Below are 19113 nucleotides of genomic sequence, written 5' to 3'. Positions count from 1 at the left end.
AATTCCCATGAAGCGTATGATCCCCCTCGTCTCCGCGCTGGCCCTGATTGCCGGCACCGCGATGGCCGAAGACATCAAGGTTGGTGTCTCGCCCGGTGAGCACGCCGAGATCATGGAAGAAGTCGCCAAGATCGCCGAGCCCATGGGCCTCAACATCGATGTGGTCGAGTTTTCCGACTATGTGGTGCCGAACCAGGCGCTGGCCGATGGCGACATCGAAGCCAACTCGTTCCAGCACGAGCCCTATCTGGACAACCAGATGAAGGACCGCGGCTTTGAGCTGGCGCCGATCGCGACCACCATCACCACCCCGATGGGCGTCTACTCGGACAAGATCACCGCACTCGAGGACTTTCCCGAGGGTGGTACCATGGGCATCCCGAACGACCCCACCAACGGCGGCCGCGCGCTGCTGGTGCTGCAGCAGCTTGGCCTGATCAAGCTGGCCGAGGGCACCGGCCTCGTGCCGACCGTTCTGGACGTGGTCGAGAACCCCAAGGACATGCGCTTCCAAGAGCTCGACGCCGCGCAGCTGCCGCGTTCGCTGGCCGACCTCGATGCCGCGCTGATCAACACCAACTACGCGATCGCCTCGGGCCTCTCGCCCAAGGAGGACTCGATCGCCATGGAAAGCGCCGACAACCCCTATGTGAACATCATCGTCGTGCGTCAGGGCGACGAAGAGCAGCCCTGGGTGAAGCCGCTGATCGACGCCTATCACAGCCCCGAAGTGAAGGCCTTCATCGAAGAGAAATACCACGGCACCGTGCTGACCTCCTGGTAAGCATCGCGCCGCATGGCATTGGAAAGGCGGGCTTTCGGGCCCGCCTTTTTCTTTGCCGCACGGTCAGCGGTCGAGCCGGTCGCGCAGCCGGTAGTAGTGAATGCCGATGCCGCCATAGACCCGGTGCAGCCCATGCAGCGGCAGCGCGGGGATGGTCGGCAAGGGCGGGATCGGCAGCGGCGCGCCTTGCGCCAGATGCGCGGCAAACGCCTTGCCGATCGCCACCGACAGCGCCACGCCGCGGCCGTTGAAGCCCGTCGCCGCCAGCAGGCCGGGCGCGGGCGCGCAGATGCGCACGCGATGATCGGGTGTCATGCCGAAGCGGCCAAACCAACGATGCGCGATGGTGAAGCCCGGACCGAAGAGCGCGGCAAGTTCTGCTTCCAGTTCAGCGAAATTGGCCTCCCTGCGCGGGTCGGCGAAGCTGCCCCGCCCGCCGATCATCAGCCGGTTCTCCGGGCCGACGCGGAAATAGGTGCCGACGCGCCGGATTTCAGAGCAGACCGCGCCGCTCGGCAGAATGCGCTGCAGCTGCTCCGCACTCAGCGGCGCGGTGGCGATCTGAAAGCTGTTGGCGGGCACCGTGGCCCGCGCCAGCCGGGGCTCCAGCCGCGGCGGCGTGTAGACATTGCTGGCGAGCACGACGCGATCCGCCTCAACCAAGGCGCCATTCTCCAGCCGGGCGCGCCATCCAGTGCCGACCCGCTCCAGCGTCGTCACCGGCGTCTTGGCGAAGATCTCCGCCCCCGCCGCACGGGCCGCGCCGATCAGCCCGTGGACCAGCTTCAGCGGATGGACCTTGCCGGCGCGGCGGTCGATCCAGCCGCCCAGAAACCCATGCGCGCCGGTGGCCTGCGCCATTGCCGGACCATCCAGCCAGTCCACCGGAGCGCCGCGCGCCTGCCACTGTGCCATGCGCGCGCGCAGGCCGGGCAGATGCACCTGCTTGTTGCCCGCCTGTATCCAGCCCGCCCGCTGCGCGTCGCAGTCGAGGCCGAGCCGATCCACCAGCGCAAAGAGCACATCAGCGGTCGCCCCGGCGAACTCCGTCGCCTGCGGTCCCCAGATCCGGTCAAGCGTCTCGGGATCGTCCTTCAGCCCCGGGATCACCTGCCCGCCGTTGCGGCCAGAGGCGCCAAAGCCGGGCTCACCCGCCTCGAGCACCACCACGCCAACGCCCGCCTCAGCCAGATGCAGCGCGGTCGAGAGCCCCTGCAGCCCGCCGCCGATCACCAGCACGTCAGTGCGGCGGCTCTCGGTCAGGGCGGGCAGTTTCGGCGCGTCAGGGGCCGTGGCGGCCCAGAGGGACTGAAAGATCATCGCAGGCTCCGCAAAGCTTCGGCGGGCACGGATTGCCCGCCCCATCGCCAGCCTGCGCGCCGCTGGCGGCGCTGTCGAGCCGCGGCATCACCGGGCGGCACGCCAATCCCGCAAACCTGTTGCGTTCCGGTGACTTGCCGCCCGTTCTTGAGGCAGATTTCGTTTCGCCCTATGCGCCTCAGCCCATCCGTTCCGAGGCGTATTCGCCGGGGCTGGCCGGGAAGACGATGGTCTTGTTGCCATTGAGGAAAACCCGGCGGTGGATATGCGCGTGAATGGCCCGCGCCAGCACCTGACTTTCCACGTCGCGGCCCAGCGAGACGTAGTCCGAGGCGCTTTGCGCATGGGTCACGCGGATCACGTCCTGTTCGATGATCGGCCCCTCGTCGAGATCGGCAGTGACGTAATGCGCCGTCGCCCCGATCAGCATCACCCCGCGCTCGAAGGCCTGCTTGTAGGGGTTGGCCCCTTTGAAGCTGGGCAGGAACGAGTGGTGGATGTTGATGATCCGCCCCGACATCTCGGTGCACATCTCGTCGCTCAGCACCTGCATGTAGCGCGCCAGCACGACCAGTTCCGCGCCGCTCTCGCGCAGGATGCGCATCTGCTCGGCCTCGGCCTCGCGCTTGTTTTCTTTGGTGACCTTGACGCAGTAGTAGGGGATGTCGTGGTTCACCACGACCTTTTGGTAATCGAGGTGGTTGGAGATCACCGCCACGATCTCCACCGGCAGCGCGCCGATCCGCGAGCGATAGAGCAGATCGTTCAGGCAGTGGCCGAAACGGCTGACCATGATCGCGACCTTCATCTTCCGGCGCGGGTCGTGGAAGGCGAACTCCATGTCCAGAACCGCCGCGATCGCGGCAAACCCCTCGGCCAGCGCCTCGCGGCTGTGGCCCGCCTCGGAACTGAAGCTGAGGCGCATGAAGAAGCGGTCGTTGCCAAGGTCCGAGAACTGCGCGCTGTCGTGGATGTTGCAGCCCTGCTCGGCGAGATAGGTGGAAATCGCCGCCACGATGCCGGTGCGGACGGGGCAGGAAACGGTCAGGATGATCTGGGTCATGGGCGTCTTTCGTCTCGGCTCAGAGGTCGGCGGAATAGATCGGGAAATCGTCGCAGAGCGCCCGGACCTCGGCGCGCACCTTGGCCTCGACCTCGGCATCGCCCTCGGGGCTGTGCGAGAGCGCGTCGATGACCCGCAGGATCAGACTGCCAATGAGTTCGAACTCGGCCTCGCGGAAGCCGCGCGTGGTGCCCGCCGAAGTGCCCAGACGGATGCCCGAGGTGACGAAAGGCTTCTGCGGATCGTTGGGGATGGCGTTCTTGTTGCAGGTCAGCCCCGCCCGTTCGAGCGCGATTTCGGCCACCTTGCCGGTCACGCCTTTGGGCTGCAGATCGACCAGCACCATGTGGCTGTCGGTGCCGCCCGACACGATGCCCAGCCCGCCAACCATCAGCACATCTGCCAGCGCCTTGGCGTTCTCGATCACCTGCCCGGCGTAATCGGCGAACTCGGGTTGCAGCGCTTCGCCGAAGGCCACCGCCTTGGCGGCGATCACATGCATCAGCGGGCCACCCTGATTGCCCGGAAAGACCGCCGAATTGAACTTTTTCGCAAGCGCCTCGTCGTTGGTGAGGATGACGCCGCCGCGCGGGCCGCGCAGGGTCTTATGGGTGGTCGAGGTGACAACATGGGCATGCGGCACCGGGTTCGGGTATTTGCCACCCGCGATGAGGCCCGCGTAATGCGCCATGTCGACCATGAGGTATGCGCCCACCTCGTCGGCGATCTTGCGGAACCCTACAAAGTCGATCTGGCGCGGATAGGCCGAAGCGCCCGCCACGATCAGCTTGGGCTTGGTCTCGAGCGCCTTTTCCCGCACCTTCTCCATGTCGATCAGGTGGCTGTCGGCGTCGACCTCATAGGACACGACATCGAACCATTTGCCCGACATGGTGACCGGCGAGCCGTGGGTCAGGTGCCCGCCGTGCGCCAGCGACATGCCCATGATCCGGTCCCCCGGCTGCAGCAGCGCGAGGAACACCGCCTGATTGGCCTGCGCGCCGGAATGCGGCTGCACATTGGCATATTCCGCGCCGAACAGCTGCTTGAGCCGGTCGATGGCCACCTGCTCGACGGTATCCACATGCTCGCAGCCGCCATAGTAGCGTTTGCCCGGATAGCCTTCGGCATATTTGTTGGTCAGCACCGACCCCTGCGCCGCCATGACGCTGGCCGAGACGATGTTTTCCGAGGCGATAAGCTCGATCTGGCTTTGCTGGCGCTCCAGTTCGGCAGACACAGCGGTCGCGATGACGGCATCGGAGATGCCGCCTTTGGGCAGGCGGTCGAACATTGAATTATCCCTTCAGGTCAGAGGGTTTCGGCAGCAAGTTCACGTACGCCGACCTGCAGCAGGTGCAGCAGGTGCGGAGCGAAGCTGTTCCAGACGTCCATGCGGAAGCGGTCGTCGGCGTCGCGCCAGAGCGTGACGGTGGCACCATCAAAGAGCGTCCGGCGCGCAGAGCCCACCGTGATCCCGTCGATATCGCGGGCGCAGCCAATGGTCATCAGTTCGGCGGCGCGCGGCCCCTCGATGACAAAGGTCACCTCGCGGGCCGAGATCTCCACCAGACTGTGCGGCAGGGTCGCGTAGACCCCGGTGCAGGCCTCGGTCACGGGCGCGGCCTCGGCGGCCAGCAGCAGCCATTCATCGGGACCAAGGCAGGCCACCTCGACGGCACCCTTCACGGTCTCGCCGATCTTGCGCGGCAGCGCGACCCCGAGGGCCTGTTCGAGCGGCGCCAGATCGCCGCGGGCCCGCAGCGAGAAGCGCACCTTGGGCAGAACCGAGCTTACCTTGGCAGCCGAGGTTTCGACCTGCGTGGCGGGCGGGAAGGCGGAAAGCGGAGCGTTCATCAGGGCCTCCTCAGATCTTCAGACGGGCGTTTTCGGGATCGACGAAGATCGTCGAGGTGATCTTGGCGGCGATGGTGCGGTCGGGCATCGGGATGTGCACGGTCTCGCCCATCCGGTCGTGCCCGCCCTGCACCAGCGCCAGCGCGATGGGACGGCCCGCCGCGTCGGAGTGATACGAAGACGTCACATGGCCGACCATGGTCATCGGGATCGCCTGCTTGGGGTCGAAGACGATCTGCGCGCCCTCTTCGAGCTTGCTGTTGTCCTCGGTCAGCAGACCGACCAACTGCTTGCGGTCCTTGGACACGAGGTCGGGCCGCGCGAGGCCGCGCATGCCGACGAAGTCGGGCTTTTTCTTGCCCACGGCCCAGCCCATGCCCGCGTCATAGGGCGTGACGGTGCCGTCAGTGTCCTGACCCACGATGATGTAGCCCTTCTCGGCGCGCAGCACGTGCATCGTCTCTGTGCCATAGGCGCAGATGTCGTACTGCTGGCCCGCGTCCCAGAGGGTCTCCCAAAGCTTGCGGCCCATGGGGGCTGGCACGTTGACCTCGAAACCGATCTCGCCGGTGAAGCTGACCCGGAAGAGACGCGCGGGCATGCCCGCCACGGTGCACTCCACGCAGGACATATGCGGGAAGGCCTCTTCGGTGAGTTCCACACCTTCGACGAAGGGCGCGAGCAGTTTGGCGGCGTTCGGACCGTTGAGCGCGATGGTGGACCATTGCTCGGTGGTCGAGGTCAGCCAGACATTTAGGTCGGGCCACTCGGTTTGAAGGTAGTCTTCCATCATGTTCAGCACCCGCGCGGCACCGCCGGTGGTGGTGGTGACGTGGAACTTGTCGTCAGTCATACGGCCGATGACGCCGTCGTCGCGGATGAACCCATCGTCACCGCAGAGCAGGCCATAGCGGCAGCGGCCCGGTGCGAGCTTGGTCCACGGGTTGGTGTACATGCGGTTCATGAATTCGACGGCATCGGGGCCCACGACCTCGATCTTGCCCAGCGTCGAAGCATCGAAGATGCCGACGCTGGCGCGGGTGGCGCGGCACTCGCGCGAGACCGCAGCCTCCATGTCCTCGCCCGCTTTGGGGAAGTACCACGCGCGGCGCCATTGGCCGACCGGCTCGAAGACCGCGCCGTTCTCTTCGGCCCAGAGGTCGATCTGGGTCTTGCGGGTCACCTCAAAATGGCTGCCACGATGATAGCCCGCGAAGGCGCCGAAGCTGGTCGGCGTATAGGGCGGGCGGAAGGTGGTCAGACCGACCTGAGGCTGTTTCTTTCCAAGCGCATCCGAGGCGATGTTCAGGCCGTTGATGTTGGACATCTTGCCCTGATCGGTGGCCATGCCATTGGTGGTGTAGCGCTTGACGTGCTCGATCGAGCGCATTCCCTCGCGCACCGCAAGGCGCAGGTCCTTGGCGGTCACGTCGTTCTGGTAGTCGACAAAGGCCTTGGCCTTGCCGGGGCTGCGATCGGTCGGCAGTTCCTTATGCGATACGCCGGTGCCGGGGCGATCCTCGGCGACGGCATAGGCGCGGGTGTCGCCGGATTTGCCGAGCGCCGCCACGACCTCCCGGCCTTTCTCGGCGCCGTCGTTCAGCACCGCTTCGATGCCCCAGAGACCACGGCTCGCGCCCGCGATGACGCAATCCTCGGGGGTGCGCTCGGGCAGGAAGGTGGTGCGGTCGTCGTCCCAGGCCAGCGTGCCCTTGGTGTGCGAGAAAAGATGCAGCGAGGGGGTCCAGCCGCCCGACATCAGCACCGCGTCGCAAGCGATATTCTCGCCCGAGCCGACAGCGCCGCCGGAGACCGGGTTGATGCGGATCGAGGTCACCCGCAGGCGGCCCTTGGTGGCGGTGGCGGTGCGGCCCAGCTTGATCGGAATGCCGCGCGCGCGGGCCCCCGCCAGCAGCGCCTCGGAGACACTGTCGCGGGTGTCGGCAATCGCCTGCACCTTGGCGCCTGCGTCGGCGAGATCGAAGGCAGCGTACCATGCGCTGTCATGCGAGGTCAGCACCACGGGGCGCTGCCCCACCAGCACGCCGTAGCGGTTGAGGTAGGTCTGCGCCGAGCCCGCCAGCATCACGCCGGGGCGGTCGTTCCCGTGGAACACCAGCGGCTTTTCCAGCGCGCCCTGCGCCAGAACCACCTGCTTTGCGCGCACCCGCCACAGCCGCTCGCGCGGGGTGTCGGCGGGCTGCTGTGCAAGGTGGTCGGTGAGACGCTCGCACAGGCCGATGAGGTTCTGATGGTAGTAGCCGATGGCGGTGGTGCGGGTCATCACCTTGACGCCCGCCGCTTTCAGCGCGGCCAGTTCCGAGGCGATCCAATCCCACGCCGCGGCGCCGTCGATCTGCGCCTGCGGCTCGGACAGCAGCGTGCCGCCCACTTCCGCGTTCTCGTCGACCAGCACGACCTTCAGGCCGGCATTCGCAGCGACGCGCGCGGCGGCGAGGCCTGAGGGACCGGCGCCGACGATCAGCACGTCACAATGCAGGTTGCGCGAGGCGTAGCTGTCGGGGTCTTCCTCGGTCGGACTGACGCCGAGACCGGCGGCGGCGCGGATGAAGGGCTCGTAGACCTTGTCCCAGAAGCTGCGCGGCCACATGAAGGTCTTGTAGTAGAAACCCGCCGAGAACAGCATGTAGGCGGCATCGTTCACCGCGCCCACGTCGAACTTCAGGCTGGGGTATTTGTTCTGCGAAGTGGTCTCAAGCCCGCCCCAGATCTCCTGCACCGTGGCGCGGGTGTTGGGCTCATACCGGCCCGGCCCGCGGCGGGTGCCGATGAGGGCGTTGGGCTCTTCAGACCCGGCCGCAACCGGACCGCGCGGGCGGTGGTATTTGAACGAGCGGCCCATCAAATGCACGCCGTTGGCGAGCAGCGCCGAGGCGACGGTGTCGCCCTCAAAGCCCTGATAGGTCTTGCCGTCGAAGGTGAAATTCACCGGACGCGCCGCGTTGATGCGGCCCTTGCCGGAAACGCGGTAGCTGCTCATTTCTGGCCCTCCTTCAGCGCGGCGAGATTGGGACGGGGCGCGCCCGCCTCATAGGTGGTGAGGAATTTGTCGGTGATGGTGTTGCGCACTGCGTTGAAGAAGCGCCCGCAGCCATGCATGTGGCGCCAGCGTTCGAAATGGTCGCCCTTCACGTTGTCACGCATGAAGAGGAACTGCTGCCAGTCGTCGTCGCTCATCTCCGAGGGGTTTTCCGGGCGTGCGATATGGGCCTCACCGGCATAGGTGAACTCGACCTCGGGCAGCGTCTCGTCGCAATAGGGGCAATGGATCAGAAGCATGGTCGTCGTCCTTAGTGAGCTACTGCCGCGGCGGCGGCTTCGTCGATCAGGCGCCCGGTGCGGAAGCGGTCGAGCGAGAACGGCGCGTTGATCGGATGCGGCTCGTCCTTGGCGATGGTCCAGGCAAAGACATGGGCCGAGCCCGGCGTGGCTTTGAAACCGCCGGTGCCCCAGCCGCAGTTGACGTAGAGGTTCTTCACCGGGGTCTTGCCGATGATCGGCGAGCGGTCCGGGGTGTTGTCGGTGATCCCCGCCCATTTGCGCAGCATCCGCATGCGGTTGAAGATCGGGAAGACCTCGGAGATCGCCGCGATGGTATGCTCGATCAGCGGCAGCCCGCCGCGCTGGCTATAGCTGACATATTGGTCGGTGCCCGAGCCGATCACCAGCTCGCCCTTGTCGGACTGGCTGCAATAGGCGTGCACGGCATTGGACATGACCACGCAGGGGAAGATCGGCTTCACCGGCTCGGAAACCAACGCCTGCAGCGGCATGCTCTCCAGCGGCAGGCGCACATCGGCGGTCGCCATGACCTGCGTGTTGTGCCCCGAGGCCGAGACGGCGACCTTCCCCGCCTTGATGAAGCCCTTCGCCGTCTCAACCCCCGCGACGGAGCCATCGGCATTGCGGCGGATGGCCGTCACCGCGCAGTTCTGGATGATGTCGACGCCGCGCGCCGCCGCGCCGCGGGCATAGCCCCAAGCCACCGCATCGTGCCGCGCGGTGCCCGCGCGCTCCTGCAGCGCGCCGCCCATGACGGGATAGCGGGCGTCCTTGGAGATGTTGATCGGCGGGCAGTATTCCTTGCACTCTTCGGGGGTGAGCCAGCGGTTGTCGACGCCATTGAGACGGTTGGCGTGGACGTGGCGCTTGAAGCTCTGCACGTCGTGCACGTTGTGCGCCAGCATCAGGCAGCCACGGTTGGAGTACATGACGTTGTAGTTCAGTTCCTGCGAAAGGTTCTGCCACAGGTCCACCGAGTGATCGAAAAGCCGCGCGCTCTCGTCGTAGAGGTAGTTCGAGCGGATGATCGTGGTGTTGCGCCCGGTGTTGCCGCCGCCGAGCCAGCCCTTGTCGATCACCGCGATATTGGTGATGCCATGCTGGGTGGCAAGGTAATAGGCCGCGCCGAGACCGTGACCGCCCGCGCCGACGATGACCACGTCATATTCGGCTTTCGGCTGGCTGTCGGGCCATTGCTCGGTCCAGTCCTTGTGACCGGTGACGGCATTCTTGAGGAGGGTGAAGGCGTTGAAGCGAGTCATGGGCGGCCCCCGCTGGAGTGAGTGTGCTGGCAAAAGTGCTAGAGGATCATTCCGGCCTACACGTGAAGAATTGCGCCAGCAGAAATGAACTGGAGCGTCAGGCGTGAATTTTCTGATGAGTCCAAGGTAGCCGGGCGAGCGCCGGCCCGTGGGGTGGCGCCGCAACGATTGATCCGAGAGCTTTATCCGCGCCACGTCCGAGTGAACTCTTTGCCTCGCGGAACCATGCCAAAGCGCCAGCCCGCCGGGACGGCGTTGTCCATCGCGCTTGGACCGATAGCGCCACGATGAACGATCGCTCGCCCGGCGGCTTCGCCTTGATTCCGGGCGGAGCAGTGCGTCACCCTCTTCCCCACCGCTTCACACTCATGTAAGATTCCGCCAAACCGTGAAGATTCCCGCCATGCCTCCTGCCCCGAGCCGCTCACAGAAACGCCTGCGTGTCGCATTCCTCCTTGCCGACAAGTTCACCCTGTCGGCCTTTGCCAATTTCGTCGATGTGCTGCGCCTCGCCGCCGACGAGGCGGATCATTCGCGGCCCATCCTCTGCGACTGGACGGTGCTGTCGGACACGCTCGAGCCGATCCGCTCAAGCTGTGGTGTCCGGGTACAGCCCGAGACCCGCCTGCGCAGCGCCGAGAGCTATGATTACCTTGTGGTGGTCGGCGGGCTGATCAGCGATGAGGCCGCGCTCAACCCCGCCGAACTGGCCTTCCTGCGGCGACAGGCGGCTGCCGGTGTCCCGATCGTGGGTCTGTGCACCGGGGTCTTCATCCTGCACCAATTGCATCTGCTCGACGGTTACCGCTGCTGCGTCAGCTGGTTCCACCATCAGGATTTCATCGACCGTTTCGAAGCCGAGACACCTGTGTCGGACCAGATCTTCGTCGTCGACCGCGACCGGCTGACCTGCTCGGGCGGCCATGGCGCGGCGCATCTGGCGGCCTTTCTGGTGCAGCGCCACATCGGCCAGTCGGCGGCGATCAAAAGCCTCAACATCATGATGATCGACGACGCGATGAGCGGCGAGAAGGCGCAGCCGGGCCAAGCCCTCACCCGCCGCGCCAGTGACGAGTTGGTCAAACGCGCGGTGCTGCGGATGCAGCAGCACCTCGAAATGCCGAAATCCATCGACGAACTGGCGCGGGATCTGGGCGTGGGGCGCCGCACGCTCGAGCGGCGCTTTCTCGCGGACCTCAAGCAAACGCCGCTGAAGGCCTATCTCGAGTTGCGGCTGGAACGGGCGCTGAACCGGTTGCGCACCACCGACGCCTCGGTGACCGAGGTGGCGCTGGCCTGCGGGTTCTGCGACGGGCCGCATCTGTCGCGCACGCTGAAGGCCGAGCGCGGCGTGACCCCCGCCGAATACCGCAAGGCACAAAGCGGCGGGGCCGAGGATCAGATGGCGGTCGGCGTACTTTTGCCGGGTCCGGACTGAGCGGAAGACTGGGCGGGAACCCGCACGCGACGCGGAACATTGCCGCGGCGCAGCGTGTTGGACCAGCAAGGAGACCTCTCATGCTGACCGACATATTCTCGTCGCCCTGGTTCCTCGCCGCTTGGGCTGCCCTCATGATCCCCGCGCAGATCGTCTTGATCCGCGACCTCGCGCGCAACAACAGCCACCTGATGAGCCTGATGAAACTCGTCTGGGTTCTGACCGTGCTCTACTCCGGCCCCATCGGGCTTGCGGTCTATTGGACCTGCGGCCGCAAAGAGATCGCCCGTGACAGCATCTGGCGCCGGGGCTTTCGCTCGGTGGCGCATTGCTATTCCGGGTGTGGTTTGGGCGAGATCATCGGCGTGACGATTGCCGTCGGGCTGCTGAGCCTCGGCAATTACGGCACCGCCGCGATCACCTTTCTCTTTGCCTATGTCATCGGCTTCCTGCTGACCTTCGGCCCGCTGGTTCAGGACGGCATGCCGGTGCCCAAGGCGCTGAAGGACACCTTCATCGCCGAAACCCCCTCGATCGCGGTGATGGAGATTGTCGCGATCGGCGTCGACCTCGCGCTCGCCGGCAGTGCCGGGATGGGCGATGTGATCTTCTGGTCGTCGATCATCGTCTCGCTGAGCTGCGGCCTCTTCGCCGCCTATCCGGTGAACCTGCTGCTGCTGAAAGTCGGCGTAAAAGAGGGGATGATGGATCCGCGAATGACCGATCACGGCCATGGTCACGACCATGAAGACGCGCACAGCCACGGTCATGAGCACGCGATGAGCCACGGCTGACCGGCCCGCAGACTTAATACGGACTTAAAACGGCGCGCCCAGCCCTCCCAAGCCGGGCGCGCCGTCCGCCGAGAGTGCGAAACGTCTCAGGCGGGTTCTTTGGCGTATCCCATGGGCGTCACCGCGTCGCGGATCTCGCCAAGGATCGCCGGATCGTCGATCGTCGCGGGCGTCTTGAAGTCATCCCCATCGGCGATCTTGACCATTGTCGCACGCAGTATCTTGCCCGAGCGGGTCTTGGGCAGGCGATCCACCACGGTGCAGAGCTTGAATGCCGCGACCGGCCCGATCTGATCGCGCACCAGCTTCACCGCTTCCTTGACCACCTCGTCATGCGCCCGATCACAGCCAGCGTTGAGGCACAAAAAGCCCATGGGCAGCTGACCCTTGAGCGGATCGCTCACCCCGATCACCGCGCATTCGGCCACATCCGGGTGGCTGGCCAGCACCTCCTCCATCGCGCCGGTCGACAGGCGGTGCCCCGCGACGTTGATCACGTCATCGGTGCGCGACATGATGTAGAGATAGCCGTCCTCATCCTTCATGCCCGCGTCGCCGGTCTCGTAATAGCCGGGGAAATGGGTGAGATAGGCGGACTTGAACCGCGCCTCGGCATTCCACAGCGTCGGCAGCGTGCCCGGCGGCAGCGGCAGCTTGATGGCGATGGCGCCAAGCTCGCCGTCCTTCACCTCGTGGCCGCCCTCGTCGAGAATACGCACGTCGTAGCCCGGCATCGGCACTGAAGGCGAGCCAAGCTTCACCGGCATCTCCTCGATCCCCAGCGGGTTGGCCGCGATGGCAAAGCCGGTTTCTGTCTGCCACCAATGGTCGATCACCGGGACTTTCAGCTGATCCTGCGCCCATTTGATCGTGTCGGGATCGGCGCGCTCTCCGGCGAGGTAGACCGCCTGCAGGCAGCTGAGATCATATTTCTTGACGAATTCGCCCTTGGGATCCTCTCGCTTCACAGCGCGGAAAGCGGTGGGCGCGGTGAAGAAGCTTTTCACCTTATGCTCAGAGATGACCCGCCAGAATGTGCCCGCGTCGGGGGTGCCGATGGGTTTGCCCTCAAAGACGATGGTGGTGTTGCCGTGGATCAGCGGGCCATAGCAGATGTAGCTGTGGCCAACGACCCACCCCACGTCCGACGCGGCCCAGAAACGGTCCCCCGGCTCGACGTTGTAGATGTTCTTCATCGTCCAGTTCAGCGCCACCAGATGGCCGCCGGTGTGGCGCACCACGCCCTTGGGCTGGCCGGTGGTGCCGGAGGTGTAGAGGATATAGGCCGGGTGGTTGCCCTCGACCGGCACACATTCGGCGGGCTCCACTCCGTATTGGAAGCCGTGCCAGTTCACATCCCGCCCTTCGATCAGCGTCGCCACTTCCTGCTCGCGCTGGAAGATGACGCAGAAGTCCGGCTTGTGGGTCGCCTGATCAATCGCCCCGTCGAGCAGCGGCTTGTAGTGCACGGTGCGGCCCGGCTCGAGCCCGCAGGAGGCGGCGATGATGCATTTGGGCTTGGCGTCGTCGATGCGCACCGCCAGTTCATGGGCGGCAAAGCCCCCAAAGACCACCGAATGGATCGCGCCAAGGCGGGCGCAGGCGAGCATCGCCTCCAGCGCTTCGGGGATCATCGGCATATAGAGGATCACCCGATCGCCCTTCTCGACGCCTTTGGCGCGCAGCGCGCCTGCCAGCGTGGCCACGCGGTTGCGCAGCTCCACATAGGTGATCTCGCGCTTGGTGTGGGTGATCGGGCTGTCCCAGATGACGGCCACCTGCTCGCCGCGTCCATTCTCGACGTGACGGTCCACGGCATTCCAACAGGTGTTGGTCATCCCGTCGGCGAACCATTCAAAGAGGCCCTCTCCTTTATCGAAGAGCGCCTTCGACGGGGCCTTGTCCCAGTCGATCGCCTCGGCTGCCTGCATCCAGAACTGCTCGGGGTCCTGCATCCAGCTGTCGTACACGTCCTTGTAGCCCATCGTGCTCCTCCTCACGTCGATGCCGATTCTGATACGGCCCCGCCCTGCGCCCCGGCAAGCCTGTTACCGCGCACAGGGACAGTATATCGCAAGAATTTGCGGATTTTTGCGAAATCAGCCCCAGAATACTTTGCAAATTGCGAACTCTGCAAATGAGTCCTGCGAAACATCGCGATTCTTGCAAATCAGCTAACTACCATACCAATTTGGATAGGTAATGTCTTGTGACATATCGCCTACCCGATTGGATAGGGGTAAGCACATATATCATACATTTCGGAAGTTTATTTTTCAGAATCTATTTACATAAATTAATATTGAGCCCAGCATTTTTAATAAGAGGAGGCAGATTCTATCGCGAGCATTACTTTTGCTCACGTGTCGAACAATTGCCCAAGACGACGATAAAAATTAAATAAATATATCGAGTAAACGTCATGGCATCGAGTGATATAACGGTAACCCCGTATGATGGGGCTTTGCTGACAACGCAGCTTCTGGCATCGCAACAGACCATCGTTCTGGGCGATTTCGGGTCGGAGACGAGCGGCACGCTCATCGACGATGATGGGCTTTTAGGATCAACTGACGACGGTACAGCGTTGTTTAATGGCGATCCTGTAACCTACATTGGCAGCGGAACGGCAACGCCAGGTGTTGACGTCGGTGGGGTCACGGTGCCGCTTGGCACATCCGTCGATGTCGTCGCCTTCGAAGCTGCTGGGCAAATCTATTTTCACTACCCCGCCGGGGGGCCAAACCTGCTCAGCGCGGTCGCGGTGGTCGTTGATATCGACACCTCACCATACCAGGTTTTTACCCCGCTTTGCTTCGCCCAAGGCACACATATTCTGACCTCCTTTGGGGACCGGAGAATAGAGACCTTAAGGCGTGGAGATATGGCCAAGGATATTGACGGGAAACTCCATGAAATAAAGTGGATCGGGCGACTGGAACTGCGCATCCCGAACCGCCCCGCCTATCGCAAATGGCGGCCTGTCAGGGTGGCCGCGCATGCCTTCGGGCGCAATCATCCCTACCGCGACACATGGCTGTCGCAGCAGCATCGGGTGCTGGTGAAATCCGCGCTCAACGAATTGTATTTCGGCGAAAATTCCTGCCTCGCGCCGGTCGTGCGCCTCGCCGACGGGGATCGCATCAGCATTGATGCCAGCGTCGAGACGATCACCTATTACCACGTGCTCTGCGAGCGCCATGCGGTACTGCGCGCGAACGGCATGGCCGCCGAGAGCCTGCACCCCGGTCAGGTCGCGCGCGAGGGTGCCGGACGCGCGGCGTTCGGAGAATTTGATCTGGCAGAGATGAAGGACAAGGGAGACGGGCCACCCGCGGCACCTGTGCTGCGCGGTTTCGAAGCCCGTCTGATGGCCAGTCAGGGGATACGCTGAGCCGGCCTGTGGCGGCGCGGGTCCACTCCCCGCGCCGCCGCAGCGTTTTACTTCAAGAGCGCTTTAGCCGTAGTGCGCCACCGGCGTACCGGCAATCGCCGCCATGTTCAGCAGCCCGCGCGAGGTGATCGACGGGGTCACGATATGGGCGCGGTTGCCCATGCCCATGAGAATCGGCCCCACTTCCAGACCGCCCGCCTTGACCTTGAGGATGTTGCGCACGCCCGAGGCGGCGTCGGCCTCGGCAAAGACCAGCACGTTGGCAGCGCCCTTCATCCGGCCATTGGGCAGCAGACGCTCGCGCAGCTCCGGATCGAGCGCGCTGTCCACGTGCATCTCGCCCTCATAGACGAAATCACGCGGCGCGCTGTCGAGGATCTCGAGCGCCTTGCGGATGCGCGGGCCGGACCCGTCGGCATGGTTGCCGAACTGCGAGCGCGAGCAGAGGGCAACCTTGGGCTCGAGCCCGAAGCGCCGCACGTGACGCGCCGCGCCAATGGCGGTGAGCGCGATCTGTTCGGGCGTCGGCTCGATCCAGATCTGCGTGTCCGAGATGAAAAGCGGCCCATCCTCGAGGATCATCATCGACAGAGCGCCATGCGGCTGCGCGCGCTGGCTGCCAAGCACTTGCGTCACGTAGTTCAGGTGCCAGCGGTATTCACCGAAAGTGCCGCAGATCATGCTGTCGGCCTCGCCACGATGCACCATGACCGCGCCGATGGCGGTCAGGTTGGTGCGCATCACCGCGCGCGCCAGATCCGGCGTCACGCCGCGCCGCGCCATGATGCCGTGGTAGGTTTCCCAGTAGTCCCGGTAACGCGGATCGTTCTCGGGGTTCACCACGTGGAAGTCCTTGCCCGGACGCACCGTCAGGCCAAGCCGCTCGCAGCGCATCTCCAGAACCTCGGGACGGCCGATGAGGATCGGCGTCTCGGTGGTTTCCTCGAGGATCGCCTGCGCCGCGCGCAGCACCCGCTCGTCCTCGCCCTCGGCAAAGACGATCTTGCGCGCCGCGGTGGCCGCCGCCTCGAAGACCGGGCGCATCAGCAGCGCCGATTTGAACACCGACGCGTTGAGGCTGTCCTTATAGGCCTTAAGGTCCTCGACCGGGCGCTCAGCCACGCCGGTTTCCATTGCCGCTTTGGCCACCGCCGACGACACGACACCCGACAGGCGCGGATCGAAGGGCTTGGGGATCAGGTAATCCGCCCCGAAGGTCAGTTGCTCGCCATGATAGGCGGCAGCCGCTTCCGCCGAGGTGGTCGCGCGGGCCAGCGCCGCGATCCCCTCGACGCAAGCCACCTGCATCTCGTCGTTGATCTCGGTCGCGCCGACGTCCAGCGCGCCGCGGAAGATGAAGGGGAAACACAGGACGTTGTTGACCTGGTTCGGGAAGTCGCTGCGGCCCGTGGCGATGATCGCATCGGGCGCCACTTCGCGGGCGAGATCGGGCATGATCTCGGGCGTCGGATTGGCCAGCGCAAAGATGATCGGGCGCGAGGACATTTTCTTCACGTGCTCGGGCTGGAGCACCCCCGGACCGGACAGGCCAAGGAACAGGTCGGCACCGTCGATCACCTCGTCCAGCGTGCGCTTGTCGCTCTTCTGGGCAAAGGCCGCCTTATGCGGGTTCATATCCTCTTCGCGGCCCTCATAGACCAGTCCGTGGATATCGCAGAGCCAGATGTTCTCGCGCTTCACGCCAAGCTTCAGCAGCATGTTGAGACAGGCGATGCCCGCAGCGCCGCCGCCGGTCGAGACGATCTTGATGTCTTCGAAGGATTTGCCGGCCACATGCAGCGCGTTGGTCGCGGCGGCACCGACCACGATGGCGGTGCCGTGCTGGTCGTCATGGAAGACCGGGATGTTCATCCGCTCGCGGCAGATTTTCTCGACGATGAAACAGTCGGGCGCCTTGATGTCTTCAAGGTTGATCGCGCCGAAGGTCGGCTCCAGCGCGCAGACGATCTCGGCCAGCTTCTCTGGATCGGGCTGGTCAAGCTCGATATCGAAACAGTCGATATTGGCGAATTTCTTGAAGAGGACAGCCTTGCCCTCCATCACCGGCTTCGAGGCCAGCGGGCCGATATTGCCTAGCCCAAGCACCGCGGTGCCATTCGACACCACCGCGACGAGGTTGCCGCGCGAGGTGTAGCGCGCGGCGTTGACGGGGTCCGCCTTGATCTCGAGGCAGGCCTCGGCAACGCCGGGGGAATAGGCACGGCTGAGATCGCGACCGTTCGCCAATGGCTTGGTCGCGCGGATCTCGAGTTTCCCGGGCTTGGGGTTTTCATGGTAGAAGAGCGCGGCCTGGCGCAGGCTCTCCTGAGCGGTATCGGTCATGTCGTAGGCCTCCCAACGAAGATGGTTCAACGTTGAACAATCTGCCCATACGGGCTCGGGGGCCGGGTATCAGGATTTCGTCATCCGGTAAACGAAAAACGCGCCGGGGCATGTTCACGCCCCGGTCATGCGCAGCCGCGCGGGCCGCTGCGCAGCGCTTAAATCAAGCGTTGCGCTCAGCTGGCCGGCGCTTTCTTGCCTGCGAAATCCTCAAGCTCTTCGATGCGGCGGTCGGCCTCGCGCAGGGTCAGCTCGGCATCGAAATCCTCGCCCACCGCTTCGGACAATTCGCGCAGGCGCACTTCCTGTACGTCGGTCATCGGCTCGCGCGGGTCGGGCGGCACATCCATTGCGGCGTCGACGGTCATGTGGCTCATCATCTGGCTCATGTATCATCTCCTTATGGACGCCCCAACGCGAGCGGAAACGGCTTTGTTCCATGACCTTTGCCGGTTTGCGCTCACAGCCGTGCAGGCGCAGCATTGGCTGCGTGACAAGCCTCGCGCGCGTGCCTATAAACCCCGCGACTGCACATTTGCCTGCAAGATGCACCCAAGGAGTTTCCCGCATGACCACCCTGGTTTTCGGCCATAAATCCCCCGACACCGACTCCACCGGCAGCCCGATCATCTGGTCGTGGTACCTGAACGAGGTGAAGGGAGAGGCAGCCAAGCCCGCGCTGCTGGGCGAGCCCAACACCGAGGCTGCCTTCATGCTCGAGCACTGGGGCCTCGAGAAGCCCGAGATCATCGGCGATGTGGCCGAAGGCGCGCCCGTGGTCATCGTCGACACCAACAACCCCGCCGAGCTTCCGGCCTCGATCAACAGCGCCGACATCCGCGCCATCATCGACCACCACAAGCTGGTCGGCGGGCTGGAGACGAAGGCTCCGATCGACATCACCGTGCGCCCGCTGGCCTGCACTGCGACCATCATGATCGACCTCATCGGCCGTGACGTCGCGAACATGCCCGAGGCGATCAAAGGCGCCGCGCTGACCTGCATCCTGTCGGACACGCTGGCCTTCCGCTCGCCCACCACCACCTCGCACGACAAGGCCGTGGCCGAAACGCTGGCCGCCGATCTGGGCGTCGATCTGGCCGACTTCGCGGTCGAGATGTTCGCCGCCAAATCGGATGTCTCCGAGTTTTCCGACGCCGAGCTGATCCGCATGGACAGCAAGGAATATGAAGTCGACGGCACCAAGTTCCGCGTCTCCGTGCTGGAAACCACCGCGCCCGAGATCCCGCTCGGCCGCAAAGACAGCCTGATGGCCAGCTTCAAGACTGTCGCCGCCGAGGATGGCGTTGACGAGGTGCTGCTGTTCATCGTCGACATCCTCAAGGAAGAAGCCACGCTGCTGATCCCCAACGATCTGGTGAAGGGCGTCGCCGAGAAAAGCTTTGGCGCGACGGTCGAGGGTGACACCGTGGTGCTGCCGGGCGTGATGAGCCGCAAAAAGCAGATCATTCCGAACCTGAAGGTCTGAGCGTCAAACAGCGCGAAGCATCGAGGGCACCCTGCGGGGTGCCCTTTTCGTGCCTGTCCCCGCAAA

General features: G+C 64.6%; 15 protein-coding genes. 5 read left to right on the top strand and 10 right to left on the bottom strand.

Annotation, left to right across the window (positions count from 1 at the left end):
* Positions 1-7: 7 nt before the first annotated feature.
* Positions 8-784 carry a MetQ/NlpA family ABC transporter substrate-binding protein gene (locus AYJ57_RS19385; RefSeq protein ID WP_066109914.1) on the top strand — a complete coding sequence of 259 codons (777 nt, stop codon included), beginning with the start codon at positions 8-10 and terminating at the stop codon, positions 782-784.
* Positions 785-847: 63 nt separating this feature from the next.
* On the opposite strand, the gene AYJ57_RS19380 is transcribed toward AYJ57_RS19385, so the two are convergent.
* From AYJ57_RS19380 to AYJ57_RS19350, 7 genes are all read right to left on the bottom strand, one after another.
* Positions 848-2104 carry an NAD(P)/FAD-dependent oxidoreductase gene (locus AYJ57_RS19380; RefSeq protein WP_066109911.1) on the bottom strand — a complete coding sequence of 419 codons (1257 nt, stop codon included), beginning with the start codon at positions 2102-2104 and terminating at the stop codon, positions 848-850.
* Between the two features lie 178 nt (positions 2105-2282).
* The gene (gene purU, locus AYJ57_RS19375; protein WP_066109909.1) at positions 2283-3167 is read right to left on the bottom strand and encodes a formyltetrahydrofolate deformylase; all 885 of its coding nucleotides are present in this window, start codon (positions 3165-3167) and stop codon (positions 2283-2285) included.
* Positions 3168-3186: 19 nt separating this feature from the next.
* A complete protein-coding gene (gene glyA, locus AYJ57_RS19370; RefSeq protein WP_066109905.1) occupies positions 3187-4461 on the bottom strand; it encodes a serine hydroxymethyltransferase in 1275 nt (424 codons plus the stop codon).
* Positions 4462-4478: 17 nt separating this feature from the next.
* Complete coding sequence (locus AYJ57_RS19365; RefSeq protein ID WP_066109902.1) at positions 4479-5024, bottom strand: sarcosine oxidase subunit gamma; 546 nt, start codon at positions 5022-5024, stop codon at positions 4479-4481.
* 10 nt (positions 5025-5034) lie between these two features.
* Positions 5035-8025 (bottom strand): sarcosine oxidase subunit alpha, encoded by a 2991-nt coding sequence (locus tag AYJ57_RS19360; RefSeq protein WP_066109899.1) that lies wholly within the window; start codon positions 8023-8025, stop codon positions 5035-5037.
* A complete protein-coding gene (locus tag AYJ57_RS19355; protein WP_066109897.1) occupies positions 8022-8324 on the bottom strand; it encodes a sarcosine oxidase subunit delta in 303 nt (100 codons plus the stop codon). Before AYJ57_RS19355 ends, AYJ57_RS19360 begins: the two co-directional genes overlap by 4 nt.
* Before the next feature lie 11 nt (positions 8325-8335).
* Positions 8336-9589, bottom strand: coding sequence for a sarcosine oxidase subunit beta family protein (locus AYJ57_RS19350; RefSeq protein ID WP_066109894.1), 1254 nt, complete (start codon positions 9587-9589; stop codon positions 8336-8338).
* 403 nt (positions 9590-9992) lie between these two features.
* Here AYJ57_RS19350 and AYJ57_RS19345 point away from each other — a divergent pair, with 403 nt between their 5' ends.
* Together AYJ57_RS19345 and AYJ57_RS19340 are read left to right on the top strand one after the other, a co-directional pair.
* Positions 9993-11027, top strand: a complete 1035-nt coding sequence (locus AYJ57_RS19345) for a GlxA family transcriptional regulator (RefSeq protein ID WP_066109891.1) — start codon at positions 9993-9995, stop codon at positions 11025-11027.
* A gap of 80 nt (positions 11028-11107) precedes the next feature.
* Complete coding sequence (locus tag AYJ57_RS19340; protein ID WP_066109888.1) at positions 11108-11821, top strand: DUF4396 domain-containing protein; 714 nt, start codon at positions 11108-11110, stop codon at positions 11819-11821.
* A gap of 86 nt (positions 11822-11907) precedes the next feature.
* Here the strand turns inward: AYJ57_RS19340 and prpE are convergent, their stop codons facing one another.
* Positions 11908-13806, bottom strand: a complete 1899-nt coding sequence (gene prpE, locus AYJ57_RS19335; RefSeq protein WP_066109885.1) for a propionate-CoA ligase PrpE — start codon at positions 13804-13806, stop codon at positions 11908-11910.
* A gap of 479 nt (positions 13807-14285) precedes the next feature.
* Between prpE and AYJ57_RS25595 the strand changes: the two genes are divergently transcribed.
* The gene (locus tag AYJ57_RS25595) at positions 14286-15215 is read left to right on the top strand and encodes a Hint domain-containing protein (RefSeq protein WP_193789538.1); all 930 of its coding nucleotides are present in this window, start codon (positions 14286-14288) and stop codon (positions 15213-15215) included.
* Positions 15216-15278: 63 nt separating this feature from the next.
* On the opposite strand, the gene AYJ57_RS19325 is transcribed toward AYJ57_RS25595, so the two are convergent.
* Positions 15279-17558 (bottom strand): NADP-dependent malic enzyme, encoded by a 2280-nt coding sequence (locus AYJ57_RS19325; protein WP_066109879.1) that lies wholly within the window; start codon positions 17556-17558, stop codon positions 15279-15281.
* 176 nt (positions 17559-17734) lie between these two features.
* A complete protein-coding gene (locus AYJ57_RS19320; RefSeq protein WP_066109876.1) occupies positions 17735-17947 on the bottom strand; it encodes a DUF3072 domain-containing protein in 213 nt (70 codons plus the stop codon).
* 179 nt (positions 17948-18126) lie between these two features.
* Between AYJ57_RS19320 and AYJ57_RS19315 the strand changes: the two genes are divergently transcribed.
* Positions 18127-19047, top strand: coding sequence for a manganese-dependent inorganic pyrophosphatase (locus AYJ57_RS19315; protein WP_066109873.1), 921 nt, complete (start codon positions 18127-18129; stop codon positions 19045-19047).
* Positions 19048-19113: the final 66 nt, after the last annotated feature.

Source organism: Salipiger sp. CCB-MM3, assembly GCF_001687105.1.
Classification (GTDB): Bacteria; Pseudomonadota; Alphaproteobacteria; order Rhodobacterales; family Rhodobacteraceae; genus Salipiger.
This window is presented reverse-complemented; position numbering and strand designations above follow the sequence as displayed.